Raw genomic sequence first — 26,603 nt, 5'->3', positions numbered from 1 at the left:
CCTCGATTAATACTTTAGTATTAGCCCAGTGCCCGCCTGCCCAGGCAGCGGCACTTCAAGGGAACATACTGACCATATAAGCGAGCCTAACCGATAATGAGCACCGCCATTACGTCGTCACCCGTCGCTAACACTCACCCGTCATCAGGGTCGACTGCTTCCGCACAAAAAGGGCTGGCCGCCCTACCGCTGCGTCGCCAGCGTCTGCTGGGCGTCGCCATTTTATGGCTGATTCTGGCCATAATGATTGCGATCAACGCGTTTCAAAGCCGCGCGCTACTTTACGCCGAGCGCGAGCAGCGCATGGTCACCGCCGTGGATATCGCCGTGTCTACGCTGGAGCATTACCATCAGCTTGCCGAACAGGGCCAGCTCTCCATGCCAGAAGCGCAGCGACAAGCCTTCAACACCCTACGCGACGTGCGCTTCGGCGAAGAGGACAACTATCTGTTCGCGTTCAACGGCAGCCTGCGCATGCTTGCCCACCCAAGCCGTGACGTAGGAGAGGATATTTCGCAAGTCAAAGACCCCGAGGGGACGCTGATCTTCCAAACCATTCTGGATAATACGCAGCAAACCGGCAGTGGCTTTACCGAGTACTTCTCCAACTTTGCTCGTGGGGGCGACGCCAAACCCAAAGTGCGCGCTTACTCAGCCGCCTTTACGCCGTGGGATGTCTACGTGGCAAGCGGCGTCTTCGTGGGTGACGTCAGTAGCACCATCATGCGCCAGCTCGTCAAAAGCATCTTGGTCGGCATCGTGGCAGGCGCGCTGGTCACGCTGGCCTTTTGGGGCATGATCTCACTCATTCTGCGCCGGCTGGGCGGAGAGCCACGCTACGCTGCGGGTGTGGTATCGCGCATCGCCCAGGGCGACTTGACTGCCCCCGTAACGCTTCACCCCAACGACACGAGCAGCCTGCTGTATGACATTCGACAAATGCGCGACAAGCTGCGCGATGCGATGCAAGAGATTCACTCCACCAGCACCGCTGTGGATCATAACGCGGGCGATATCGCTGCGGGCAACCAGGAACTGTCATCGCGAACCGAACAGCAGGCTGCTGCGTTACAGCAAACGTCCTCCAGCATGGAAGAAGTGACCGCTACCGTCCGTCAAACGGCCGACAGCGTGGAACAAGCCAAAGAGCTGGTGCGCAGCGCAGGTGAAACATCTCAAGCGGGTCAGAAAGCCATCGGCGACGCCGTGGCGTCCATGAAAGAGATCACGGCCGAAGCGGACAAAATCACCGAGATCGTCACGCTGATCGACAGCATCGCGTTTCAGACCAACATTCTGGCCCTCAACGCCTCTGTCGAGGCCGCCCGGGCGGGTGAACATGGCCGCGGTTTCGCGGTGGTGGCCGGTGAAGTGCGCCAGCTAGCCAACCGCTCGGCCAACGCGGCTCATGAGATCAAAGGCTTGATCCATACCTCCAACGCCCAGGTCAGCAACGGCGCCACCTTAGTAGATACCGCTAAACAGCGCATGCAGGATATCGATCAGCGCATACAGCGGGTCAACGACCTATTCACTGACATCACTGCCGCCACCCATGAACAAACGCGCGGAATCGAGCAGATCAACGTCGCCATTGCTCAGTTGGATCAGGCCACGCAGGACAACGCCGCCATGGTGCAGCAGACCGCCACATCTGCCCACGACCTGAAGCAGCGCTCCCAATCGCTCAACAGCGTCGTCGGCCACTTCACCTTGGTGGATTGACCCGCCGACTGCCCAGGCCGTTGGCCTGGGCACGCACCTGCCATCTGCCATCCGCATCGCTTGACGCAAATCACGGGCACACAAAAACGCCGCTTCGAGGCGGTGTCAAAAGAATCTTCTAGAGAGATATAAAAAAACAGGAAGGAGTTTGCATGGAGCGGGAAAAGAGATTCGAACTCTCGACCCTCGCCTTGGCAAGGCGATGCTCTACCACTGAGCTATTCCCGCACTGCAAACATGCTACACGCTTAAGAGTGAGTGGCGTCCCATAGGGGGTTCGAACCCCTGTTCCCGCCGTGAAAGGGCGGTGTCCTAGACCACTAGACGAATGGGACGTGCTGGAGCGGGAAAAGAGATTCGAACTCTCGACCCTCGCCTTGGCAAGGCGATGCTCTACCACTGAGCTATTCCCGCTAAACAAGCTGTCTCACTACACAAGCGTTTTTGCCATCGGATTGGCGTCCCATAGGGGGTTCGAACCCCTGTTCCCGCCGTGAAAGGGCGGTGTCCTAGACCACTAGACGAATGGGACGTGCTGGAGCGGGAAAAGAGATTCGAACTCTCGACCCTCGCCTTGGCAAGGCGATGCTCTACCACTGAGCTATTCCCGCAACTCCGATACCTTAACGACTTAATTGGCGTCCCATAGGGGGTTCGAACCCCTGTTCCCGCCGTGAAAGGGCGGTGTCCTAGACCACTAGACGAATGGGACGTTTCATTGCCTCGTCGAGGTGGCGCGTATATTACTCAGAGCAGGGGGTGAGTGTCAAGCACTCTGATATCAAAACATTAATTAACGAATCATGAGAGGTGACCACCCTACGCAGCGACTGCGCAATCGTAGTGCTTATCAAGGAGGGTACGCCTCGTTTCCGCATCATCGCGGTGCATTTCCCTTCTTCGTGCGCCAGTAGTAGCCCCAACCTTCCCATGGCAAAGTAACGACAAACCGGCAAAAATCTTTCATTTAAAATAAAATCGATTTTTTGGCACACCCCTTGCAACGCCTTTAGTGAACGAACGACGTGACTGATCCGCTAACTCTCGTTTCTCCTGACGGCTTGAGGTGCCCTATGTCCTTTACCCGACGCAAGTTTCTTACCACCGCTGCATTGACCTCCACGGCTGGCTTGGTGCTTGGCGCACCCAGCGTGGCCACCGCTCAATCCGCCGAGCGCTTCAACTGGCGCATGACCAACGCCTACAGCCCCGGCTCGCCCTTCTATGTCGAAGGTCCCGGCAGCCCCACCGATGTGATCGCCAAAATCAATGCCATGTCTGGCGGGCGCTTGAACATTCAACACTTTTCCGCAGGCGAACTGATTCCTGCCCTGGAAGGCTTCGAAGCCGTACAAAGCGGCACCATTCAAATGAATGCGGCCAACAGCTACTTTTGGTCGGGCACCACGTTCGCTGCCCAGTACTTCACCACCGTGCCCTTCGGCATGAGCTTCATGGGCCACATGGCTTGGCTCTACCACGGCGGCGGTTTAGAGCTGTGGGAAGAGGTCTACGCGCCTTACGGCATGATCGCCCTGCCGCTCAACAACACCGGCGTGCAGATGACCGGCTGGTTCCGTGAGCCGATCGAAGAGATCAGTCAACTCAATGGCCTACGCATGCGCGTACCCGGCTTAGCCGGAAAGGTGTACTCGGCACTGGGTGTCGATGCCCGCGTACTGCCCGGCGGTGAAATTTTCCCGGCCCTGGAACGGGGCGTGATCGACGCCGCTGAATTCGTTGGCCCTTACCAGGACCGTCGCATGGGGCTGCAAAATGCGGCCAAGTTCTACCACACCACCGGCTGGCACGAGCCTTCCACTACCGGCGAGCTGCTGATTTCCAAGCAGCACTGGGACGAACTGCCTGATGACCTGAAGATGATCGTGAAGAGCGCCTGTATGGCCGCCTGTCTGGAAAGCGTGACGTGGTCAGAAGCGGTGAACGGCGAAGCGATGACCGACCTTGTTGATAACCACGGCGTGACCGCCAGCATGCTCCCGGAACCCGTAGTGAGCGCCCTGCGCGAAGCCACCATGGACACACTGGCCACCGAAGCCAACGCCGACCCGCTAGTGCGCAAAGTACACGACAGCTACATGGCCTTTAAGGCCAACCATGACCGCTGGGCAGGCGCCAGCGAACGTGCCTGGTTAAACGACATTATTGGGGTGTGATATGCAAGCCGTGGAACGTGTTGTCCACGGGATCGAAGCGGTGGTCCGGCTGTTTGGCTGGATCGCCGCTTGGACCTGCGTGGTACTAGTGGCCCTGGTCGCGGGCGATGTGGTGATGCGCTACTTTTTCAGCATTGGCGCCGTATGGCTACAAGAGCTGCAGTGGCACTTAATCTCCCCCATTGCTCTATTTGGTATGTCGTATCTGCTGTTTATGGGCGAACAGGTGCGGGTCGACGTGTTTTATGAACGCTTCCCAGTGGCGCTCCAGCGGGTAATTGAAGTGATTGGCGGCCTGCTGCTGCTCGCCATGGGGCTGTATATCGCTTGGCTTACGCTGCCTTGGGTCGAGCAGTCCTACCTACGTAGCGAGGCGTCCCCCAACCCTGGCGGCCTGCCGCTTCGCTGGGTGCTCAAAGCCCTGATCCCCTTTGGCTTTCTCTTACTGGCAATGCAGGGCTTGGCCCACGCGCTGCGCCAAGGGTTTGCCCTTCCAAGCCGAGGTGAATAACGCATGTCTCCTAATGAGTGGCTCGCGATCGGCATGATCGCCGCTTTTTTTGTATTGCTGATCATTGGTATACCGGTGGCCATCAGCATTGCCGTCACCGCCTTTGTGTTTGGCTATTTGGGCTTTGGCCCAATGCTGTTCAACCTGTTGCCGTCACGCATTTATGGGGTAGTGACGAACTACACCTTTATGGCGATACCGCTTTTCGTATTTATGGGGGTCATGCTAGAGAAGTCGAAACTGGCCGAAGAGTTAATCGATGTGATTGGCCACCTGTTCGGCGGGATTTCCGGCGGTATGGGCGTGGCGATTATTTTTGTGGGTGTGCTGCTGGGAGCCGCCACCGGTATCGTGGGGGCCACCATCGTCACACTTGGCCTGCTCACCCTGCCCACCCTGCTGCGCCGGGGCTATCCCAAAACTTTGGCCACCGGCATGATCTGCGCATCAGGTACGCTGGGGCAAATTATCCCACCTAGTTTGGTACTGATTCTCTTAGCAGAAATCCTCGGCGAATCCGTAGGCACCATGTTTGCCGCCGCGATGGTGCCTGGCTTGGCGCTGGCAGGCATCTACATCGTGGCCATCTTAGTGGTGGCCCAACTCTACCCTGGCATGATGCCACCCATTCCCGCTGAAGAGCGTGCCCAGCTCAGCAAGAAACGGCTGCTGTATAAAGTGGTCACCGTGGTCGGCCCACCGGTAGGGCTGGTATTTGCGGTCTTGGGCTCCATCATTGGCGGTATTGCCGCCCCAACCGAAGCCGCCGCGATGGGCGCGCTGGGGGCGCTGGTGTTTGTTGCCTGCTCTGGACGCTTAACCGTATCGCTGTTGAGCGACGTGGCCAAAGCCACCTTGGTGATCTCCGCCATGGTGTTCTTTATTTTGATCAGCGCTCAGGTGTTCGGCCTCGCGTTCCGGGGCTTGGGCGGCGAGCACTTGGTCGCACGGATGTTTGAGTGGGTGCCCGGTGGAGAAGTCAGCGCCCTGCTGTTCATGCTGCTGCTGATGTTTGTACTTGGCTTTTTCCTGGAGTGGATTGAGATTAGCTATATCGCCCTGCCGCTCTTTTTACCCTTCTTCGTACAGATGGGCGTGGATATGGTGTGGCTAGGCATTTTGGTGGGACTGGTGCTACAAACGTCGTTTCTAACCCCACCGTTTGGCTGGTCGCTGTTTTTCTTGAAAGGCGTGGCGCCTAAAGAAGTCTCCACCCTGGATATCTATAAAGGGGCGCTGCCGTTTATCGGGCTACAGTTTTTAGCCGTGGCGCTGGTGTTTATCTTTCCAAGCATTGCCACGTGGCTACCAAACGCCATTGGCTGGTAACCACAACCAATAACAAAGGACTTTTCAATGCTCCATACCCAACGTAGTTACGGCGGCAGCTGTGTCGCGCCGCACCACCTTGCCGCGAGCGCCGGTCGCGATGTATTAAAGCAAGGCGGCAATGCCGTCGAAGCCATGGTTGCCGCGGCGGCGGCCATCGCCGTGGTCTACCCGCACATGAATGCCTTGGGGGGCGATGGCTTTTGGCTGATTCACGAGCCGGGCAAAGCGCCGGTGGCCATCGACGCTTGTGGCCCTGCCGCCCAACTCGCCAACCGTGATTTTTACGCAGGCGAGTCGCAGATCCCGGAACGTGGGCCAAAAGCCGCGCTGACCATGGCGGGCACCATTAGCGGTTGGCAGGAAGCGCTCAACGTAGCGGCGGGCTGGGGTAACGCGCTGCCGCTGCCCACGCTGCTGGCCGATGCCATTCGCCATGCCGATGAGGGCGTGGCCGTCTCACAGAGCCAGGAAACGCTTACCGCCAAACACCTGGAACGCCTGAGCCAAAGCCCCGGCTTTAGCGATGCCCTGCTGCTTAACGGCCAAGTTCCCCGTGAAGGCGAGCGCCTGCGCCAGCCGCGCTTGGCTAATACGTTAAAGCGCTTGGCCAGTGCCGGGCTGGATGATTTCTACCGTGGCGAGCTTGCCGCCAGCATGGCGAAGGATTTAGAGGCGCTAGGCAGCCCGCTGCGCTTAGCCGATTTTCACGCCTACCGCGCTCAGCAAGTCACACCGCTGCACGTACAACTCAATGACGCTACGCTGTATAACCTGCCCGCACCGACGCAAGGCATGGCGTCGCTGATGATTTTGGGCATTTACGAGCGTATCAAAGCCGCCGAGCCCAACGGCTTTGCCCACCTGCATGGGCTGATTGAAGCTACCAAACGCGCCTTCATGCTGCGCGACCGCTATGTCACCGACCCACACCGAGTGCCCACGCCGCTGCAGGCGCTGCTCAGCGACGAACGCCTTAGCGCAGAAGTCGCCGAAATTGATGCCGCCCAAGCACTGCCTTGGCCTTACGAGCCCGCGCCCGGCGACACTATTTGGATGGGCACCGTCGACAGCGAAGGCCGCTCGGTGAGCTTTATTCAAAGCATCTACTGGGAGTTTGGTAGCGGCGTGGTACTGCCTGAAAGCGGCGTGCTATGGCAAAACCGTGGCATTAGTTTTTCGCTCGACCCAGATGATTTACGCGGCTTAGCCCCGGGACGCAAACCCTTTCATACGCTCAACCCGGCACTGGCACTGTTCAACGACGGCCGCACCATGGTGTACGGCACCATGGGCGGCGAAGGCCAACCGCAAACCCAGGCGGCGGTGTTCTCCCGCTACGCGCTGCACGGCATTCCGCTGCAACAGGCCATCACCGCCCCGCGTTGGTTGCTAGGCCGCACCTGGGGCGAAACGAGTACCAATCTCAAGCTGGAAAAACGCTTCGATGATGAGCTGGTCGCGGCGCTGGCCACGGCGGGCCACGATGTCGAGGTTTTGCCCGACGCCTTCAGCGACACCATGGGCCACGCGGGCGGCATCGTGCGCCACCCAGACGGGCTGATCGAGAGCGCTCACGACCCACGCAGCAACGGCGGTGCCGCTAGCGTATAAAGCCCACTGGCGAATTTGGCGAGTTTCGCACATGCTGAACTAGGATGGTCGGCCTATTGTCATTAGCCACAGCGCGGCCTAACGATGATAGGCTAGCCGACCTAGATAGCCTCTGATGAACGGCAACCAGAGGGAGAGGAGACCCCATGGCGAAAATAGAAAAATCCCCCGACGAATGGCGCAAGCAGCTCACCCCAGAGCAGTACCGGGTCGCCCGGGAGAAAGGCACCGAACGGCCATTTACCGGTGACTACCAAGTGAGCGATGCCCAAGGTATCTATCACTGTGTTTGCTGCCATGCACCGCTATTTGAAAACGAGCACAAATTCGACGCGGGCTGCGGCTGGCCAAGCTTTGACCGGCCGCTAGGAACGCGCTGCGTCGAGGAGCACCGCGACACCTCCCACGGCATGATTCGCACCGAAGTGGTCTGCTCTCACTGCGATGCCCACCTGGGCCACGTCTTCCCGGACGGGCCGCCAGACACCACCGGCTTGCGCTACTGCATCAACTCCGTCTCGTTGGAGTTCCACCCCGACGAGTAACCCCTGAAAGGAAGCACGGCAAGGCGGGCACCATCTGCTAGAATGGGCGCCCGCTTTTTTGTGCTTGTAGGAGAAACCCATGCTCGGCTGGTTCCCCGGACATATGAACAAGGCCCGCCGCCAGATCAAGGACGCGCTGCCGGAAATTGATGTGGTGATCGAGGTGCTCGATGCGCGCCTGCCCTACTCCAGCGCCAACCCCATGCTGGCCGAGCTGACCCGCCATAAGCCGGTGCTGAAAATTCTTTCTCGCGCGGATTTGGCAGACCCCACCCGTACCGACGAGTGGGTCGCCTTTTTCGATGCTCAGGAAGACACCCGCGCCCTGGCGATTACCACCACCAACACCCGCGAGCTAAAAAAAATTCCCAAGCTCTGCCACGAGCTGGCCGGTGCAGTGCGCGCCGACCGCGACGTGCGCGTGATGGTGATGGGCATTCCCAACGTAGGGAAATCGACGCTGATTAACGGCCTAGCCGGGCGCAAAATTGCCAAAACCGGCAACGAGCCTGCGGTGACCAAGCGCCAGCAAAAAGTGCGTATTGATGGCCGAGTAGCGCTGATCGACACCCCTGGGGTGCTCTGGCCCAAAATCGAAGACCAGGCCAGCGCCTACCGCTTGGCGGCCAGCGGCGCGATTCGTGATACCGCCATTGAGTATACCGATGTGGCTATCGTGGCCAGCGCGGAGCTCGCCAAACGCTACCCTGCCGAGCTCACCGCCCGCTACAAGCTGAAAGAACTGCCCACCTACGAAGCCCCCGTGGTGGAGGAAGTCGACGCCGACGGCCCTAAGAAGCCTGATTTCCTTGCTATTGCCGGGTTTGACGGCCACGCCATTCTCAAAGAGATCGCCGGAAAACGCGGCGGCCTGCGCCCTGGCGGAGAAGTGGACCTGCACCGTGGCGCCGAAGTGCTGCTGCATGAATTGCGCGACGGTAAGCTTGGCCGGGTCACGCTGGAAACCCCGGCGGATATTCCGCCGCCGCCCGAGCAAAACGACCAAGACAGCCCGGCACCATCCGACGCATAATGAACCGCACAACAGATACTTCCTCGGCACTGGACACTTTTGGATAACGCACCCCATGGACACCCCGCAGCCTAGAGACTCACACACGCTGAAAAAATCACATAAACTGCACAACGTTTGCTACGACATTCGCGGCCCGGTCCTCGACCACGCCAAGCGCCTCGAAGAAGAAGGCCAGCGAATCTTGAAGCTCAACATTGGCAACCCGGCACCGTTTGGCTTCGAAGCGCCGGAAGAGATTCTGCAGGATGTGATGCGCAATCTGCCCACTGCCCAGGGCTACTGTGATTCCAAAGGCCTTTACTCTGCCCGCAAGGCGATCATGCAGGAGTGCCAGCGTAAGCAGATTCCTGGGGTGGGTATCGAAGATATCTATATTGGTAACGGCGTTTCCGAGCTGATCGTCATGGCCATGCAGGCGCTGTTGAACGATGGCGACGAAGTGCTGATCCCCGCGCCGGATTACCCGCTCTGGACAGCAGCCGCCCACCTTTCCGGCGGCCACGGCGTGCATTATCTCTGCGACGAGCAAGCCGACTGGGCACCGGATATGGCCGATATTCGTGCCAAAGTCACCAGCCGTACCCGCGCCATTGTGATCATTAACCCCAATAACCCCACTGGTGCGGTCTACCCACCGGAAGTGGTGCGGGAAGTGCTGGATATCGCCCAAGAGCACAATCTGGTGGTGTTCTCCGATGAGATCTACGACAAGATTCTCTATGACGGCGTCGAGCACACTGCTACCGGCGCGCTGGCCGACGATGACCAGCTGGTGATCACCATGAACGGGCTATCGAAAAGCTACCGCTGCGCGGGCTTTCGCTCTGGCTGGATGACCATCTCCGGCACGCTAGCAAAACAGCGGGCGAAGGACTTTATTCAGGGCCTGACCATGCTGGCCTCAATGCGGCTATGCGCCAACGTTCCTGCCCAGCACGCCATTCAAACGGCGCTAGGCGGTTATCAGTCGATCAACGATTTGATTCTGCCGGGCGGGCGTTTGCTGGCACAGCGCGACATTACCGTTGAGAAGCTCAACGCGATTCCTGGGGTCTCCTGCGTAACGCCCAAAGGCGCGCTCTACGCGTTCCCGCGCTTGGATCCCAAGGTGTTCAATATCAAAGACGACCAGCAGTTGGTGCTGGACTTACTCTTGCAGGAGAAAATTCTGCTGGTGCAGGGCACTGCTTTCAACTGGCCAGACCCCGACCACGTGCGTATCGTCACGCTGCCCTGGGCCGACCAGCTGGGTGACGCGCTCGACCGCTTTGCCAATTTCCTGTCTCGCTATCGACAGTAACGATCGACAGAAAAAACAGCGACTTGAAACTGTCATGCAAAGCACGTATCTAAGCCATCAGTCCATTGACACTTGTTATGACCTTGAGGGAGACCCTAACCCATGATGCGAATCGTGCTGTTTCTAGCCACCAACATTGCCGTGCTGCTGGTTGCCAGCATCACGCTGCGACTGTTGGGTGTTGAGAGCTATCTCAGTAGCCAGGGCATTAACTTTACCAGCCTACTGATCTTCTGCTTTGTGTTCGGTATGGCGGGCTCGCTGGTATCGCTGTTCATCTCCAAATGGATGGCAAAGCGCTCGACGGGTACCGTGATTATCGAAAACCCGTCGAACTCCACCGAACAGTGGCTGGTGGATACCGTGGCCGAGCTCTCTCGTGAAGCGGGCATTAAAACCCCGGAAGTGGGTATCTTCCCCGCCCAGCAGTCCAACGCCTTTGCCACCGGCTGGAATAAAAACGATGCCCTGGTAGCGGTATCGGCAGGCTTGCTCAACCGCATGCGTCCTGAAGAAGTCCGCGCGGTGCTGGCGCACGAAATTGGCCACGTGGCTAACGGCGACATGGTGACGCTAGCGCTGATCCAGGGCGTGGTGAACACCTTCGTCATGTTCTTTGCCCGCGTTGTCGCTCACTTGGTCGATAGCTTCCTGAAAAGCCGCAGCGACGGCGAAGGTGGCCTAGGCTTTATGGGCTACTTTGCAGTGGTGATGGTCGCTGAGATCGTCTTTGGTATCGTTGCGTCGGCCATCGTGGCCTGGTTCTCCCGCTACCGCGAGTACCGTGCCGACGAAGCGGGTGCCCGCTTGGCTGGCACTGGTGCGATGGTCAACGCCCTGGCACGCCTGAAAGCCGAAACCGAGATGCCCGATCAAATGCCGGACACCCTGCGCGCGATGGCCATCACCAAAGGCCAGACCCGCTCGCTGGTCGAGCAGCTGTTCGCCAGTCACCCGCCGCTGGATGACCGCATTCGCGCCCTGAAAGAAGCCGCGTACCGTCAGTAAGCTGTGAAAGCTCGATAAGATACGCCAAGGCCCGCCAATGCGGGCCTTGTGCGTTTAGGCAAACCTATCAGGTGGGTTGGTCGCAGCGCACCTGAAAACCGGCTGCCTGCAGCGATGGCTGCAATGACACCGCGTCGTTCTCCAGGTAAACGGTCAGCGTGGCGAACTCGCGGCGCAGCGGGTAGTTGGCGCGGCAGCTATCGAAGCCCTTGGCAACTCCCTGATGCATCACCTGACGCTGCAACGCATCGTGGTCGCGGCGCACGTCATACACGGCCCGCGCGCAGAGCCGAAGCGCCTCTTCCACCGGCAGTGCGCTCTGCAGCGTGAGGGTGGCCAGCGCTGGCGGCGGGCAGAGTTCGCTAAACGGCATGCTGCCTGACTGGCCCAACTGCGCTGCCAACGCTTGCTGAATCATCCAGGTGCCGCGTAGCTTGCCGTCCAGGCTGTGCCCGGCAATATGCGGCGTTGCCAGCGCAACCAGATCACGCAGCCCTGCATCGATGCCCGGCTCGTCTTCCCAAACGTCCAACACGGCGGTGATATCGCCCTTCCCCGCCAAACGGCTGCGCAGCGCTAAGCCATCGATGCAGTCGCCACGCCCGGCGTTCAACAGCAGCGTACCTGGGGTCAGCTCGTCGATACGCTGAGCATTCAACAGTTGATAGGTGGCGTGAGGGCCAGCCTTCACCAGCGGGGTGTGCAGACAAATCACGTCGCACTCATCAATCAGCGTATCGAGGGATACAAAACCACGTGCGCCCTCTCGCTCCGCTCTAGGCGGATCACACACCCTTACCGCCACGCCGAGCGCCTGTAAGCGGCGCTGCAAGCGGCTACCCACGTTGCCTGCCCCAACGATACCCACGGTTCGCTCCAACAGCGGCCAGCCTTCTCGCTCGCTCACCGTCAGCAGGCTGCTGAGTACATAATCGACCACCGCCTCCGCATTGCATCCCGGGGCGCTGGCAAAGCCAATATCGCGTTCTTTGAGATAATCGAGATCAATGTGGTCGGTGCCAATGGTGCAGGTGCCCACAAAACGCACCGCGCTGTTCGCCAGCAGTGCGCGATTCACCTGCGTGATGGAGCGGACGATCAGCGCATCGGCGTTTTTCACGTCTGCCGCTCGGATCTCACGGCCCGGCAGGCGGTGCAGCAACCCTAGGCCTCCAAAACAGGCGTCGGCAGCGGGGATATTAGCGTCGATAACAAGTTTCATAGGCGTTTTGGTATCCGGGCTTTACAATACGCCCGCAATGGCTTGCTGTGCAGGCGTGATCAAGCAGTGGTTAAGGAGATGGGTGTGATCGTACGCTGGGAAACCGACCATGACTATGTGTTGGTGCATATTCACCAGGATATGTTCGGCGACTGGATTTTCAGCCGCGCCTGGGGGCAAATCGGCACCCAGTTTGGCGGGTTGAAACACCAGTTGGCGGACACTCTGGAGCAAGCAGAGATGTGGCTAGAGGATGAAACGACGATTCAATCCTCACGCGGGTTTCGCAAAGTGCTGGAAGCCGACGACCATACACCGGAAGGCCAAGAAGCGATGCGCCAGCTGTCGCTATTAGACGCGCTCTGACGCATCACTCTTTTAGACTGACTCTCCCCGCTTCATTAGCCTAAGAAGCGCCGCCCGTTGCGCTGATGCGCCCCCACAGGGGGCGCGTGTTCTGGCGGCGTTGTGAGCGCGGCAAGTGCCGCCTCATCCAACCAGCCCCGCTCGTTCAACCAGTGGCTCAAACGCGCCACATCGAAGCCGCGATCTAGCTCAACCCCGTTGGCATCCACCAGTACCGGGATTCGCGTGCCGTATTGCTCCACCAGCGCGTCGTCGTCGCTGATCTCGATGTGGTGCAACCTCACCTCTTGATTAGCCAGTGTGGCCACCAGCGCCTCTAGCTGGGCGCACAAATGGCACCCCAGCGTGGTATAAATCGATAGTTCAATCATCGCCCTTGCTCTTTATCGGCTCAGGAGGAGTGGCTCATGAAGAGTGGCGCAGCAAAAAAACGTGGTGCAGGTTGGTGCGCCGCTGGAAATCCGGGTCGAAGGTGCGCGTGGTGATCTCCTCTACTGCATAGCGCTCGCTTAGCGCTTCATCCAGCTTAAAGCGCCGCTGGTTGTTGGAGAACACCAGCGTACCGCCGGGGGCCAGGCGTGCCATGACCAGTTCCACCAAACGCGGATGGTCGCGCTGAACATCCAGCGTGTCGCGCATCTTCTTCGAGTTCGAGAAGGTCGGCGGGTCCATAAAGATCAGATCAAACTGCGCATTGGCGGTTTCCAGCCAGCGGAAGCAGTCATCCCGCACCACACGGTGCAGCCTAGGGTCGAGCTTGTTGAGCGCAAAGTTGTCCCGCGCCCACTCCAGGTAGGTGTTGGACATATCCACGCTAACGCTGTCGCTGGCCCCGCCCAGCGCGGCTTGCACAGTGGCCGTCGCGGTGTAGCAGAACAGGTTGAGAAAGCGCTTGCCGCTGGCCATCTCGCCGAGCATCCGACGTACCGGACGGTGATCTAGAAACAGGCCAGTATCCAAGTAATCGCGCAGGTTGACCCATAGTCGTGCGCTACCCTCCTGCACTTCAAAACGCTCGCCGCTGGCATCGCGCTTTTGGTACTGGGCCGCACCGGTTTGCCGCTCGCGGCGCTTGACGTAAATCTTACTGGGGTCGACACCCAGCGCCTCAGGCAGCACGTCCAGGGCATCGAACAGCCGTTTTTGCGCCTGCGCCGGATTAATAGAGCTGGGTGCCGCGTACTCCTGCACATGTACGCGGTCGCCGTAACGATCCACCGCCAGCGCGTACTCCGGCATATCGGCATCGTAAATGCGGTAGCAGGTCTCACCGCTCTGCTTTAGCCACTTTTTCAGCCGTTTCTGGTTTTTCGCCAGACGATTGGCAAACATCTGCGCATTTTCCGACACCGCCGGTTTTACCGTACGGCTTGCCTGAGGCGCTACGCCCGCGTCTGTCGGCTCACCGCTCTTCTCAGGCGCAGGGCGGGAGCTGCCAATCTCCATTAAAAGCAGTTTGGTATCCAGCGCGCCGTTTTTCAGTGCGTACTGTTTGTGGGCACGCAGGCCTAAGCGGTGGCCTAGGTCCGGGTTGCCGGTAAACAGCGCCAGCGTCCAGCCTGGGAACAGCGCTTTGGCTTTTTCACCTAGTTGGGCATAGAGCCGCACCAGTTCCGGCAGCTCGCCCAAGCGCTCGCCGTAGGGCGGGTTGGTGATCATTAGCCCCTGCTCGGCGGTCAGGGTGTCTGGTCGGCTCAGTTGAGCCAGGCTCTGTCCGTGGAGCGTAATTAACGCCGGAATGCCAGCCCGCATGGCATTAGACTTGGCGGCAGTCAGTGCTGCCGGGCTTTGATCGAAGCCCAACAGTTCCGTTTTGCAGCGTTTTCGGCCAATGGAGGCGCGTGCTTCGGCTTCGCGTTTTAACTCACTCCACACAGCGTCTTGATGGCCTGCCCAGCCGTGAAAGCCAAACCGCTCGCGGTTCAGGTTAGGGGCTTGGTCAGCCGCCATCAGCGCCGCTTCGATCAGCAGCGTTCCTGCCCCACATAGCGGATCGATCAATGGCTCGCCCGCTTTGGCCCGCTCCGGCCAGCCGGCCCGCACCAGCAGCGCCGCTGCCAGGTTCTCTTTAAGCGGCGCGTGGCCCACATCGCGGCGGTAGCCACGGCGGTGCAGGCTCTCGCCAGAGAGATCAATCCCCAGGCTCAGATTAGCCCGGTGCAGGTGGGCGTAAATACGCAGGTCGGGGGTTTTGGTATCGACATTGGGCCGTTCTTGACCGGCCAGCTGCAGCGCATCCACTACGCCATCTTTCACCGTTTGTGCGCCGAAGCGCGTGTGGCGAATATGGTCGCTGCGGCCATGAAAATCCACGGCCAGGGTCTTGCCGGGGGCAAGATGCTGGCTCCAGGCGATGCGCGCAACCACGTCGCGCACCTGCTCGGCGGTCTCTATCATCGCTTCACGCGCCAATAGCAGAATCACGCGGTTCGCTAGGCGGGACCATAAACAAACCCGGTAGGCAGTGGCTTGATCAGCAGAAAAATAGACCCCCGCCACAGTGATTTTACCCGGTTCGGCGCCCAGGGCCGACAGTTCATCCGCCAGCAGGCCTTCGATGCCTTTGGGGCAGGTCGCCAGGAGATTAAGAGGGGCAGTTTGGCTCAGCTCGGTCATGATGATCGCCGCGCGTAACCGCGCGATATTCCTATATATGGCAAATGAATGTATGTCTTATGACAATTTGATGGTCGACAAGTGACCCCATCATGGTCTAACAATAAGAGGGTAGCTACTAAAAACGCATGCGTTGCTTGTCAGGGTCTCTATCGTGTCTGTTTCAAAACGCCGATAACGACCCATGGCTTGTCTGAGCTTGCCGCTTCGCCCGTTCAGCACGTGAGTGCTAGGCATTAGCGCTGAGGCAGCAGCTCGCTCTTGAACTTGAAGTCACCTCTCGAAGTGGAGTTGGCAATCCTGGTAAAGCGCGCCTGCGGGCCTGCTGTTACTACGTTGCCTTACGCACTGCTTCTTATCAAAGGCTTTCATGCAAAGAGGTTAGCCAATGAAACGACAAAAACGTGATCGCTTCCAACGGGCTTATGTTCACGGCTACAAAGCGGGCATTACGGGTCGCTCCCGTGATGATTGTCCCAGTCAAGATGTCAATTTACGCGAGTATTGGATGAGCGGTTGGCGTGAAGGTCGCGGCGACCAGTGGGATGGAATGATCGGCGTTTCCGGCATTCACAAAAACCCCATGGTCATGACCTAGTTTATTTACCTTTTACCCAAACATTGGAGACGGAGCCCGCTACCAAGCGGGCTTTTTATCGTCTCAACGCCACGTCTCCTCTCAACACTGCGGTGTTAGCCCTGCTGCTTTAGCGCCTCGACACACTGCCTCACCAGACCGGGCCCTTGGTAGATCAGCCCTGAGTAGAGTTGTACGACATCCGCTCCCGCGGCTATTTTCGCCCTGGCCGCCTCGCCGCTATCGATACCGCCTACGCCAATGATCGGCAGCTTAGGGAGATGCGAACGCAGCAGACGGATGACCGTATTGGATGCCTCGAACACCGGCTTACCCGAAAGTCCGCCAGCCTCTTGGGCTTGAGGGTCGTCCTGCACGGCGTCCCGAGAGACGGTGGTATTGGTCGCAATCACGCCGTCCAGCTCGTTGCGCGCAATGCTGCCAGCCACCAGCGCGACTTCCTCTTCGCTCATGTCCGGTGCGATTTTTACCAGCAGCGGCACGTTTCGGCCTGCTTGGTCGTTCAGCTCTCGGCTTTTCTCACGAATCGGCCCCAGCAGCGCGTCTAACTGTTCGCCAAACTGCAGCGTGCGTAGCCCCGGCGTATTGGGTGACGAGATATTCACCGCAATGTAGTCCGCCGCGCCATGTACGGCGTCGAGGCACATCAGGTAATCATCCAAGGCATGCTCTACCGATGTCGTCAGATTCTTACCGATGTTGATACCGACAATACCGTTGTAGTGGCGCTTTTTGACCTGGGCAACGAGATGCGCCACCCCTTTGTTGTTGAACCCGAAGCGGTTGATGATCGCCTCATGCCCAGCCAGCCGAAACAGGCGTGGTTTCGGGTTACCCGGTTGGGCTTTGGGCGTCACGGTGCCCACTTCCACAAAACCAAACCCCAGCTCGCCCAGCGCATCGAGATGGTCGGCGTTCTTATCCAGCCCGGCGGCCAGCCCGACCCGATTAGGAAAACGTAACCCCATGAGTTCGATAGGGTCACTCACCGGCTCACCATACAGCCGCTGAATACCGCCCACTTTGTGCAACGCGTCGAGCGCGTTCAGCGCCATGCCATGGGTGGTTTCGGGGTCCAGGCGAAACAGCAGCGAGCGGGCAATTGGGTACATCGGCAAGACTCTCCTAAGCGGTGGGCGACATGCGGGCGGGCGCAGTATAGCGCACATCGCCCGGGCTTCGCAGGATGAAAAAAGCCGCGCCTTGGTCTCCCAAGGCGCGGCTTTTCCACGAGCGTACAGCGAGTCGCTGAGTACGCGTTGCGGCTTACGCTTCGCTATCGCTCTCGGCGAGGTCGACCAACTCACGCACGGCCACGGCAAACAGCGCGAATCCACCTTCACTGCCACCGCGCACTTCGTCGATCAAGCGGCACCAGCGACGGTGTAGCTCGGCATGCTGCTCTAGCCACTGTGCTACTCGCTCCTGGGTATCGCGGCTGCCCGCCTCCAACTTCAGGACGCTGGTGGTCAGCGCCAGCTGCTGGCGGTCAATGTCGTCGCGGAAGGTTTCCCGCGCCTGGGCCTGCCAGGCGTCGCGAACTTCCAGATGCGTGACCTGTTGGATCATCCAAGGTAGCTCTAGGCGGCTGCCGATTTCGTAGAACACCTCGGCCACCCGCTGGGGTTTCTCGTTGGTGATCCGTGCGGCCTGAATGATGCCCAGACCAGCGTAGAGGCTGGGCGCGGCGGCCACCGTAGCGGCCAGTGCTTCCGGCACGCCGGCTGCTTGCAGCTCGTCGCAGCGCTGACGCCATACGGCCTGCTCTTCGCCGCTGAGCAGCTCGCCGATGCCCTCCTGCAACTGCGCCAAGCGCGGACCGAAGTACTCGATGGTGTCCTGGGTCGAGAGCCCCAGATGCTGACGCAGGAACCAGCGCGTAGCGCGGCGGATCATGCGCATCAGGTCCAGCATCATGGAGTACTGCACACGGCTCGGCACTTGGTTATCCAACGCTTCGATCTGCGCCCACAGTGACGGCAGGTTGAAGGCGTCGCGAGCCACCACGTATGCGCGGGCGATATCGGCGCGGCCAGCGCCCGTCGAGTCCATCAAGCGGCGTACGAAGACGATGCCCATGTGATCGACGAGATCGTTGGCCACCTGCGTGGCGACGATTTCACGCTTCAGGCGGTGGTCGTACATCTCGGTTTGATAGCGCTCGGTGAGCACGGCGGGGAACAGGCGCTCCAGATGACGGTGAATATAGAGATCGTCCGGCACGTCGGAGTTGATCAAGTCGCCCTTCAGAGTGCTCTTGGCGTAGGAGATCAGTACCGACAGCTCCGGCAGGCGCATGCCCTGGTTGTTGCTGGCACGCTCTTTCAGGACATCATCGGCAGGCAGGAACTCAAGCTCGCGATCAATTTGGCCAGCTGACTCCAGCTCGCTGATAAAGCGACGGTAAGGCCCCATACCCTGATGGGAGAGAATTTCCGACAGATCCAGCGCCTGGGTCTGGCGGTAGTTATCCAGAATCACCAGGTCGGCGACTTCTTCGGTCATGTCGGCCAGCAGCTGGTTACGCTGCTTGTCGGTCATATCGCCACGCTTGACCACTTCATCGATCAAGATTTTGATGTTGACCTCGTGATCCGAGCAGTTCACGCCGCCCGCGTTGTCGATAAAGTCGGTGTAGACGCGTACCCCGTTGGCGGCGGCTTCCATCCGGCCACGCTGGGTCAGACCCAGGTTACCGCCCTCGCCGACCACGCGGCAGTTCAATTCTTTACCGTTGATACGCAGCGCATCGTTGGCTTTGTCGCCCACGTCTGCATCGGTCTCTTCAGAACTCTTCACGTAAGTACCGATGCCGCCGTTCCAAATCAGATCGACCTTCGCTTTGAGCATGGCGCGAATCAGGTCGTTGGGCGACAGGCGAGCGTCTTCGATCCCAAACGCTTGCTGCATTTCCGGCGTGATGGTGATCGACTTGGCGCTGCGGCTGAATACGCCGCCCCCTTGGGAGATCAGTTCGCTGCTGTAATCTTCCCAGCTGGAGCGCGGCAGATCGAACAGGCGCTTACGCTCGGCAAAGGCCGCTGCGGCATCCGGGTTCGGGTCGACGAAGATGTGCAGATGGTTGAAGGCGCCCACCAGTTGGATCTTGTCGGAGAGCAGCATGCCGTTACCGAACACGTCCCCCGCCATGTCTCCGATACCCACCACGGTAAACAGATCTTCTTGGGTATTCACGCCCAGGTTCTTGAAGTGGCGCTTCACGGACTCCCACGCCCCACGAGCCGTGATTGCCATCTTCTTGTGGTCGTAGCCGTTTGCGCCGCCTGAGGCAAAGGCGTCGCCTAGCCAGTGACCGTACTCCACCGAAATCGCGTTGGCGATATCGGAGAAGGTCGCGGTGCCTTTATCGGCAGCAACCACCAAGTAGGTATCGTCATCATCGTGACGCACGACGTTTTGCGGCGGCACTACCTCGCCACCTACGAGGTTGTCGGTGACGTCTAACAGCGCGCGAATGAAGATTTGGTAGCAGGCGATCCCCTCTTTCTGCTGGGTTTCGCGATCGGCGTTTTCCGGCATGCGCTTGCATACGAAACCGCCCTTCGCGCCGACGGGCACGATGACTGCGTTTTTCACCTGCTGCGCTTTCACGAGGCCTAGCACTTCGGTTCGGAAATCTTCGAGGCGATCCGACCAGCGCAGACCACCCCGCGCCACTTTACCACCGCGCAGGTGAACGCCTTCGACCCGCGGTGAGCAGACGAAGATCTCGAACGCCGGACGCGGCTTGGGCATCCCGGTGACTTTCGATGGCTCTAGCTTGTAGGCAATGTAATCCTTGTAGCGGCCGTCATCGGTGGTCTGGTAGTAGTTGGTGCGCAGCGTCGCTTGAATCAGCTCCATGAAGCGGCGCAGCAGCTGGTCGTCGTTGAGACTGGCAACGCCTTCCAGGTGCTCGTTGAGTCGCGCAAGGCAGTCATCGACACTGCTGGGCTGCAGGGCCGGGTCGAAACGCAAGCGGAACAGCTCTACCAGGGTCTGGGTAATGGCCGGATAGTTGGCCAGCGTTGCGGCAATGTAGTCTTGCGACATACCGAAGCGAATCTGCTTCAAGTAACGGGCGTAGCCGCGCAGCATGGCCACTTCGCGCCAGTCCAGCCCAGCGCCGATGATCAGGCGGTTGAAGGCGTCGTTATCGGCCTCGCCTGCCCAAATACGCTTGAACGCTTCGCTGAAGGTATCGCGCATTTCGCTGAGATTGACGCCTTCACGGCTGTGCTCCAGCTCGAAATCGTGAATCCAGTAGCGCTGCTGTGGGGCATTGATATCGTAGGGGCGCTCGCCAATCACGCGCAGCCCCAGATTTTCCATCATTGGCAGCACGTCAGAGAGCGGAATTTGCGATTCGCGGTGGAACAACTTCAGGTTCATGCCGCCCGCCTGCTCTTCCAGCGGGCGATAAAGCGAGAGCGAGAGATCGTCGCCGTTATCCAGATTCAGCAGGTGCTGGACATCGAACACGGCCGTGCGAGCGTTGAAGTCTTCCCGATAGCTGGCGGAGAACGCATCGTGGAACTGATCGATTAGGTGGTTCGCACGCTCTTCACCGAAGCCTTCGATCATCGCCGCCTGCAGGTCATCGCGCCAGCTGCGCGCCAAGCGGGCGACTTTGCTCTCCAAACGCTTCAGGTCGTACTGGCTGGGGGCGTCGCCGTTAAAACGTAGAATGAGCTGGATACGCGCCAGCACCGACTCAGACAAGTAAGTATTGAAGTCGCCAAAGTGGGCATCCAACTCATCACACAGCATGCCCTGAATGCGCTGGCGCAGATCGGTAGAGAAGACGTCGCGCGGCACGAACACCAAGCAGGAGTAGAACTTACCGCTGACATCGGCGCGGATGAATAGCCGCACCTGACGGCGCTCGCGAATGTTGAGAATACCCAGCGCCGTGCTGGCCAGGGATTCGGTGCTGATCTGGAACAGATCGTCTCGTGGGTAAACTTCCAGCACCTGCAAGAGCTGTTTGCCGTTGTGGCCCTGGGGGTTGAAGCCAGCAATATCCATCACGGCCTTGAGTTTGCGGCGTAGCAGCGGAATATTGCGCGGCGACTCGTTGTACACCGTGGCGGTGAACAAGCCAAAGAAGCGACGCTCACCGATCACGTTGCCGTCATCGTCGTAGCGGTCGACGGTGATGTAGTCAGGGTACGTTGGCCGATGCACGCGGGAGTGGTGGGCACTTTTGGCGAACGAGAGCAGCTGCGGCACAAGCACATAGTCATCGTGCTCATCGATGCCCTCTTCGGTGCGGATACGCTCACGGTAGCGCGGCTGGTCCAACCGGAACACACCCAGCACGCTGTTGGGATCACGCTGCAGCTCGTTGCCTTCCAGCAGGTACTCATCGTAGCCCAGGAAGGTGAAGTTATCTTTCAGCAACCACTCCAGGAAAGCGATGGCCTCTTCATGGTCGTCCGGGTCGATCTGCGGCGGGCAGTTTTTTTCCAGCTCTTGAATGGCGGAGGTGATTTGACCGCACATGGCATCGAAATCACCCACGGCGGTACGCACGTCCCGTAGGACTTCTTGCAGGTTACGCTCGATTTTTGCCAGAGACTCGGCATCGGTGTGGCGATCAACTTCGATGACGATCAGCGATTCACGGGCGTCCGGTGCATTCTCATCTTTGGGAGAGGTAAGCGCCTTCAGCTGATGCTGGCTATCACGGGCCACAGCGAACACGGCGTTTTGAATGGCGTGTACCGTTAGGCCGCGACGGTTGAGTTCGATGCGCACGGAGTCGACCAAAAACGGCATGTCTTCATGCAGCACCGCCACGAAGGTGTGGGTAGACTGCCAGCCGTGCTCTTCGAAATCCGGATTGAAGATGCGGACTTTAGGGCTTTTCGGATCATGGTGCTGGAGAAATTGCCAGATGGACAGCGTCGCACCGTACAGATCGTCCAAGCGACGGTCGACCAAGTCCTCTACCGGCACCGTGGCATAAAAGTGGCGCGCAAAGGCTTCGATGTCGGCCGCCCGCGCTGGCTCCAGTCGCGCTTCCAAGCGCTCTTGTAGCTGCTTTAAAAGATCCCGCCGACTCTCTTCGATCGCAACGTAATGCATCCATCACCTCGACTGCCTGGGGCCACTACTTAGGCCAAAAAAACGAAGGACAATAGGCCTTTAGGCCACACTACCCGTTAGCTTACGCTACCCATCATCGCCACCCTAACCATCTGACAGGTTATTCATGGTGTATGCCGCTTGTGCATCATAAGCACTATTGACAAGTTCCTCGCCGCTCATGTGCGTTTGTTCAAGACGCGCGTCGAGTGAGCAGCACGCCACATTCACAGTGGTGGGTAAACGGAAACTGGTCAAATAGCGCGAATCGCTCGATGTCGTGGGTCTTGGTCAGCAGCGCTAAGTTCTCGGCCAGTGTGACCGGGTTGCATGAAATATAGACGATTTGCGCGTATTCGCTGATTTGATGGCAGCTCTGCTCATCCAGCCCCGCTCGGGGTGGATCGACCAGCACGGTCGTGAAGTCGTACTCGTCGAGGGCCATGTCGGCCACGCGGCGGCCGGTCTTCTCGCCCTTCAACGCCAGCGCAAACTCTTCCGCCGACATGCGAGCTACGTGGGCATTGGTCACGCCGTTGGTCTCGAGATTGACGTTGGCGCTAGCCACCGAGGTGCGCGAGATTTCAGTCGCCAGCACGCGGCGGAAATTGTCGGCCAGAGCAATCGTGAAGTTGCCGTTGCCGCAATAGAGCTCCACCAGATCCTCTGCTTGGCGACCTTGCGTCACCTCTTTGGCCCAGCTCAGCATGGTTTGGCAAATGTGCGCATTGGGCTGGGTAAAACTGTTTTCGACTTGCTGATAGTGCAGCGTGCGGCCATCCACCGTGAGCCGTTCCCACACGTGATCTTGGGTCAGCACCAGGCGCTGCTTGCGGGAGCGGCCAATGATCATGATATCCAGCGCTTTCTCCAGGGCACGCGCTTCTGCCTCCCAGGCCTCCCCCAGCGGGCGGTGATAAATCAATGTCACCAGCGCTTGGCCGGACAGCGTGGTGAGAAATTCCACCTGAAACAGACGGCGGCGCAGTTCGTCGCTGGCCAGGCATGCCTCACGTAGCTTGGGCATCAGCGCGTTGATCTGGGCGCTGGCGACTGGAAACTGATCGAGGCGCACGACGCGTTTGTTCTTGGGGTTCTCCGGGTCGACCTCGAACATGGCATAGAACAGGTCATCCTCTTCATGCCAAATACGGAACTCGCAGCGCTGGCGATAGTGGCTGGGCGGCGAGGGGTACACCTCCAGTTCAGGTGTATCGAACGCGGCGAAGGTGCTGGCCACGTAGGCTTGCTTTTCGGCCAGCTGCTCGTCGTAGCGTGCTGGATCTACAGTCGGGATCGCCAAGGTGGCTCCTCATTACTCATGGTGAACGTCTAAAAAGGCGCTTTACTGGTCGACAGCCTCACGGGCATCGGGCAGCGCCAGCAGCCGTGGTGGCTGAAAGCCGTAGCGGGCGAAGCCATCGGTCAACGCGGTAGCGGGCGCTGTCGTGTAGCAGCGACCATCGTGGGCGCTGCTGACCAGCGTGGTGGCAACTTGCCCGACCCGGCGGGCAATGGCATCGCCGGAATCGACCCAGGTAATCGGCACCGGGGCCAGCGTGACCAACTGCGGCTGCAGTAGCGGAAAATGGGTGCAGCCCAGCACCACGGTATCCAGCGCGGGGTGCGCCTTGGTGGCTTGCCATAGGGGCGTCAGCGCCTGCTGCACACGCGACATGTCGAGAGGCACGCCCGCCAGCCACGCTTCGGCTTCCGTTACCAGGGCATCTGCCGCTATTTTGGTGACGCGGCAATCGCTGGCGAAGCTATCGATCAACCCTTGGGTATAGGGGCGATTCACCGTGGCCGTCGTGGCCAGTAAACCGATATGCCGCGTGGCACTCAATTGCGCCGCCGGTTTGATCGCCGGTACGGTGCCAATCACTGGAATCGAAAGCGCTTGGCGCAGCCCCTCCAAAGCGAGGGTGCTGGCGGTATTACACGCCACGACAAGCACGCTAGCCTGGCAGGCTGTTACCGCCGCTTGGCATACCGTGACGATGCGCTCGGCTAGCGTCGTGTCGTCACGCAGCCCGTAAGGAAGCCAAGCGTTATCGCAGGCGTAGCAAAGGGCAGCCGAGGGATAGTGCTGGCGCAGCGCATGGGCAACGGACAGCCCGCCCACGCCGGAATCAAAAATCAGTATTGGCCCTGACATCACCCCTCACCTGCCCATCCGCATTGTTAAATCCCAGCGCTACGCAACGCCCCATGGCCAGTCACGTCACGCGTTGGCGTAACCTGTCAGCCGCCCATAAAAACGGGGCGCTAGTTTAACACGCCCCGTTCGGCACAGAAGGATTCACATGGGATCGCACTTACAGCGCGGGCACATCAGCCCCGCACAGCTCGGCGTATAGCTCAGGGTAGGCAAGCTGAAGCCGCTCCAGCTCTTTTTCGGCACCGTCCGGCAGGGCCTGACGAAGCTCTTCCATGTCCTCTTCGCTGAAGTGTTTGTCGATCAGCGGGAAAAGCCCTTCACGCTCGTGGCGAAGATAGCCGCGGTGCGCGTCCAGGTACGCCTTGAGATCTTCGGCAAAGCGATCCATCGGCAGAATGTTATCCATGAGAATCATGTCGATATCATGGGAAAGGCGCATCAAACGGGGCTTGAGCTCACGATAATCGCTGGCCATCTGCTCCATCAGAGGCAGGTGTTCCGGAGCCTGAACCTGCAGCCGCTCGACACAGATCCGCTCCAGCGGCGTTGCAAAACCATCCATGTAGGACAGAATGTAGTCCACGACTTCGCGCATCAGTTGGAAGTCAGGCCGCTCACCGCTGGCCAAGGTTTTATGCTTTAGCTGCAGCACATGGAGCATTCGCGCCATGTTGGCATGATCTAGACGCAGTTGGTTTAACATCGTGCCGTCTCCTTCGTAAGTGTCATGCCTGCTGCTCTCTCCCTACAAAAGCAATAGGCACGCGATCATGAGCTGGGTTCTACTACACTAGCGTTAATCCTTGCCATGCGCCTCTAGATTGATCCACACAGGACGGGCGCTTATTCACGGTTATGCCAAAAGGTAGCCTGACGTTACGCTATTTACCACAGACACTTGTTAAGCGTTGGTCGTTCAACGTCTCGATTTACAACGGAAGTTTATATGGATCTTTTTGATGCAACCCCCGGTGACGAGGCCCCGCTAGCCTATCGCATGCGCCCGTTGACCCTGGATGACTACATCGGCCAGCAGGCACTCGTTGGGCCAGACAAGCCGCTGCGCCGTATGGCCGAGTCGGGGGTAGTGCGCTCGATGATTTTGTGGGGCCCACCCGGCGTTGGTAAGACCACCCTTGCAGAGCTGTTGGCACGGGCGTCCGACGCCCATCTCGAGCACTTAAGTGCGGTAATGGCTGGCGTCAAAGAGATTCGTTCGGTGGTGGAGCGCGCACGCCAGCGCACCGCGCCCACGCTTCTCTTTTTAGATGAGATTCACCGTTTGAACAAGAGCCAGCAGGATGCGCTGCTGCCTCACGTAGAGTCCGGCTTGTTAACGCTGATTGGTGCCACCACCGAAAACCCCTCGTTCGAGGTGAATTCGGCGCTGCTCTCCAGAGCGCGCGTCTACGTGCTGAAATCCTTGACACCGCAAGAGCTGATCGAGGTGATGGAGCAAGCGCTTGCCGACACGCAGCGCGGGCTGGGCAAACGGGCCATCGAGGTGGAGCCCGGCGTATTGGCAGCATTGGCACACGCCAGCGCGGGGGATGCCCGGCGCGCCCTAGGGCTGCTTGAAACCGCCTGCGACTTCACCGAACGGCAGAATGGACGTGACGTGCTGCGCAAAGCGGTGCTGGCAGATGTAGTGGGCCATCAATCCAGCGCGTTCGATAAACAGGGCGATGCCTATTACGACCTGCTATCGGCGATTCATAAATCGATTCGCTCCTCCCGCCCCGATGCTGCGCTTCTCTATATGGCACGCTTCATTCAGGGCGGTGGTGACCCGCTGGACATCGTGCGGCGTTTGACCGCCATTGCCTCCGAAGACGTCGGCAATGCCGACCCGCGTGCGCTGCCGTTGGTCATCGCTGCCTGGGATGCCTATTTACGGCTAGGTGATTATGAAGGCCAGCGGGCGATTGCTCACGCGGCCATTCATTTAGCGGTGGCTCCCAAAAGCAACCGCATCGACCGCGCCTGGAAGAGCGCCCAGCAGTTCGTGCAACAGCAGCCGCAGGTAGAGGTGCCCACCTACTTGCGTAATGCGCCCACCAAACTGATGGAGCAGCTGGGTCATGGTGAGGGCTACCGTTACGCCCATAACGAGCCGAACGGTTATCCAGCAGGCAGCGCCCACGACTGCTGGCCGGAAGACGTGCCCAACGCACGCTTCTACGAGCCGAGCGCATTTGGACAGGAGAAACGCTTCGCAGAGATCATGGCGTGGCGGGAAGAGCGCGACCAGGAGGCAGATCGAGCGCCATAGAGCGCTCGATCGTCACATCACAGGCGGGGCTGA

20 protein-coding genes and 6 tRNA genes are annotated in these 26,603 nt (G+C 59.3%); 12 read left to right on the top strand and 14 right to left on the bottom strand.

Annotation, left to right across the window (positions count from 1 at the left end; genetic code table 11):
• The first annotated feature begins 96 nt into the window (after positions 1–96).
• A complete protein-coding gene (locus NH398_RS05640; protein ID WP_253017105.1) occupies positions 97–1,725 on the top strand; it encodes a methyl-accepting chemotaxis protein in 1,629 nt (542 codons plus the stop codon).
• 153 nt (positions 1,726–1,878) lie between these two features.
• On the opposite strand, the gene NH398_RS05635 is transcribed toward NH398_RS05640, so the two are convergent.
• The 6 genes from NH398_RS05635 to NH398_RS05610 all read right to left on the bottom strand — a co-directional run bounded on the left by NH398_RS05635 (position 1,879) and on the right by NH398_RS05610 (position 2,437).
• Positions 1,879–1,953, bottom strand: a tRNA-Gly gene (locus NH398_RS05635).
• 31 nt (positions 1,954–1,984) lie between these two features.
• Positions 1,985–2,060 (bottom strand) — tRNA-Glu (locus tag NH398_RS05630).
• 4 nt (positions 2,061–2,064) lie between these two features.
• Positions 2,065–2,139: transfer RNA gene (locus tag NH398_RS05625), tRNA-Gly, on the bottom strand.
• A gap of 42 nt (positions 2,140–2,181) precedes the next feature.
• A tRNA-Glu gene (locus NH398_RS05620) sits at positions 2,182–2,257 on the bottom strand.
• A 4-nt stretch (positions 2,258–2,261) separates the two neighbouring features.
• Positions 2,262–2,336, bottom strand: a tRNA-Gly gene (locus NH398_RS05615).
• 25 nt (positions 2,337–2,361) lie between these two features.
• Positions 2,362–2,437, bottom strand: a tRNA-Glu gene (locus NH398_RS05610).
• Between the two features lie 361 nt (positions 2,438–2,798).
• Between NH398_RS05610 and dctP the strand changes: the two genes are divergently transcribed.
• The 8 genes from dctP (at position 2,799) to htpX (ending at position 11,245) form a co-directional block, all read left to right on the top strand.
• The gene (gene dctP / locus NH398_RS05605) at positions 2,799–3,902 is read left to right on the top strand and encodes a TRAP transporter substrate-binding protein DctP (protein ID WP_253017103.1); all 1,104 of its coding nucleotides are present in this window, start codon (positions 2,799–2,801) and stop codon (positions 3,900–3,902) included.
• 1 nt (position 3,903) lies between these two features.
• Positions 3,904–4,413, top strand: a complete 510-nt coding sequence (locus tag NH398_RS05600) for a TRAP transporter small permease subunit (protein ID WP_253017101.1) — start codon at positions 3,904–3,906, stop codon at positions 4,411–4,413.
• A 3-nt stretch (positions 4,414–4,416) separates the two neighbouring features.
• Positions 4,417–5,742, top strand: a complete 1,326-nt coding sequence (locus tag NH398_RS05595) for a TRAP transporter large permease subunit (protein WP_253017099.1) — start codon at positions 4,417–4,419, stop codon at positions 5,740–5,742.
• Between the two features lie 27 nt (positions 5,743–5,769).
• Positions 5,770–7,356, top strand: coding sequence for a gamma-glutamyltransferase family protein (locus NH398_RS05590; protein WP_159341594.1), 1,587 nt, complete (start codon positions 5,770–5,772; stop codon positions 7,354–7,356).
• A gap of 146 nt (positions 7,357–7,502) precedes the next feature.
• Positions 7,503–7,901, top strand: coding sequence for a peptide-methionine (R)-S-oxide reductase MsrB (gene msrB / locus NH398_RS05585; protein WP_159341593.1), 399 nt, complete (start codon positions 7,503–7,505; stop codon positions 7,899–7,901).
• A 79-nt stretch (positions 7,902–7,980) separates the two neighbouring features.
• A complete protein-coding gene (gene ylqF, locus NH398_RS05580) occupies positions 7,981–8,934 on the top strand; it encodes a ribosome biogenesis GTPase YlqF (RefSeq protein WP_253017097.1) in 954 nt (317 codons plus the stop codon).
• 55 nt (positions 8,935–8,989) lie between these two features.
• Positions 8,990–10,237 (top strand): pyridoxal phosphate-dependent aminotransferase, encoded by a 1,248-nt coding sequence (locus NH398_RS05575; RefSeq protein WP_159341591.1) that lies wholly within the window; start codon positions 8,990–8,992, stop codon positions 10,235–10,237.
• Between the two features lie 102 nt (positions 10,238–10,339).
• The gene (htpX, locus tag NH398_RS05570; protein ID WP_159341590.1) at positions 10,340–11,245 is read left to right on the top strand and encodes a protease HtpX; all 906 of its coding nucleotides are present in this window, start codon (positions 10,340–10,342) and stop codon (positions 11,243–11,245) included.
• Positions 11,246–11,312: 67 nt separating this feature from the next.
• Here the strand turns inward: htpX and pdxB are convergent, their stop codons facing one another.
• Entirely contained in the window at positions 11,313–12,467 is a 1,155-nt protein-coding gene (gene pdxB / locus NH398_RS05565; protein ID WP_253017095.1) for a 4-phosphoerythronate dehydrogenase PdxB, read from the bottom strand.
• An 84-nt stretch (positions 12,468–12,551) separates the two neighbouring features.
• On the opposite strand from pdxB, the gene NH398_RS05560 reads away from it, so the two are divergent.
• The gene (locus NH398_RS05560) at positions 12,552–12,833 is read left to right on the top strand and encodes a hypothetical protein (protein ID WP_253017093.1); all 282 of its coding nucleotides are present in this window, start codon (positions 12,552–12,554) and stop codon (positions 12,831–12,833) included.
• A gap of 35 nt (positions 12,834–12,868) precedes the next feature.
• Here the strand turns inward: NH398_RS05560 and NH398_RS05555 are convergent, their stop codons facing one another.
• Together NH398_RS05555 and rlmKL are read right to left on the bottom strand one after the other, a co-directional pair.
• Positions 12,869–13,204: a glutaredoxin family protein gene (locus NH398_RS05555; protein ID WP_159341588.1), complete on the bottom strand. Its 336-nt coding sequence runs from the start codon at positions 13,202–13,204 to the stop codon at positions 12,869–12,871.
• 34 nt (positions 13,205–13,238) lie between these two features.
• The gene (rlmKL, locus tag NH398_RS05550; RefSeq protein WP_253017091.1) at positions 13,239–15,449 is read right to left on the bottom strand and encodes a bifunctional 23S rRNA (guanine(2069)-N(7))-methyltransferase RlmK/23S rRNA (guanine(2445)-N(2))-methyltransferase RlmL; all 2,211 of its coding nucleotides are present in this window, start codon (positions 15,447–15,449) and stop codon (positions 13,239–13,241) included.
• Positions 15,450–15,837: 388 nt separating this feature from the next.
• Between rlmKL and rmf the strand changes: the two genes are divergently transcribed.
• On the top strand, positions 15,838–16,047 hold the full coding sequence (gene rmf / locus NH398_RS05545; protein WP_159341586.1) for a ribosome modulation factor: 210 nt from the start codon (positions 15,838–15,840) through the stop codon (positions 16,045–16,047).
• A 95-nt stretch (positions 16,048–16,142) separates the two neighbouring features.
• Here the strand turns inward: rmf and NH398_RS05540 are convergent, their stop codons facing one another.
• From NH398_RS05540 to NH398_RS05520, 5 genes are all read right to left on the bottom strand, one after another.
• Positions 16,143–17,159, bottom strand: coding sequence for a quinone-dependent dihydroorotate dehydrogenase (locus NH398_RS05540; RefSeq protein WP_253017089.1), 1,017 nt, complete (start codon positions 17,157–17,159; stop codon positions 16,143–16,145).
• A gap of 154 nt (positions 17,160–17,313) precedes the next feature.
• Complete coding sequence (locus NH398_RS05535) at positions 17,314–22,137, bottom strand: NAD-glutamate dehydrogenase (RefSeq protein ID WP_253017087.1); 4,824 nt, start codon at positions 22,135–22,137, stop codon at positions 17,314–17,316.
• Positions 22,138–22,330: 193 nt separating this feature from the next.
• Positions 22,331–23,440 (bottom strand): tRNA (uridine(54)-C5)-methyltransferase TrmA, encoded by a 1,110-nt coding sequence (gene trmA, locus NH398_RS05530; protein ID WP_253017085.1) that lies wholly within the window; start codon positions 23,438–23,440, stop codon positions 22,331–22,333.
• Between the two features lie 42 nt (positions 23,441–23,482).
• A complete protein-coding gene (gene murI, locus NH398_RS05525; RefSeq protein ID WP_253017083.1) occupies positions 23,483–24,295 on the bottom strand; it encodes a glutamate racemase in 813 nt (270 codons plus the stop codon).
• Between the two features lie 160 nt (positions 24,296–24,455).
• Positions 24,456–25,001, bottom strand: a complete 546-nt coding sequence (locus NH398_RS05520) for a hemerythrin domain-containing protein (RefSeq protein ID WP_159341581.1) — start codon at positions 24,999–25,001, stop codon at positions 24,456–24,458.
• A gap of 243 nt (positions 25,002–25,244) precedes the next feature.
• Here NH398_RS05520 and NH398_RS05515 point away from each other — a divergent pair, with 243 nt between their 5' ends.
• Positions 25,245–26,570: a replication-associated recombination protein A gene (locus NH398_RS05515; RefSeq protein ID WP_253017081.1), complete on the top strand. Its 1,326-nt coding sequence runs from the start codon at positions 25,245–25,247 to the stop codon at positions 26,568–26,570.
• The last annotated feature ends 33 nt before the right edge of the window (positions 26,571–26,603 follow it).

Origin of the sequence: Halomonas sp. CnH100-B (assembly GCF_024124605.1) — a bacterium.
Lineage (GTDB): Bacteria > Pseudomonadota > Gammaproteobacteria > Pseudomonadales > Halomonadaceae > Vreelandella.
The sequence above is the reverse complement of the archived record's forward strand: the minus strand, read 5'-3'. Positions and strand labels throughout refer to the sequence as shown.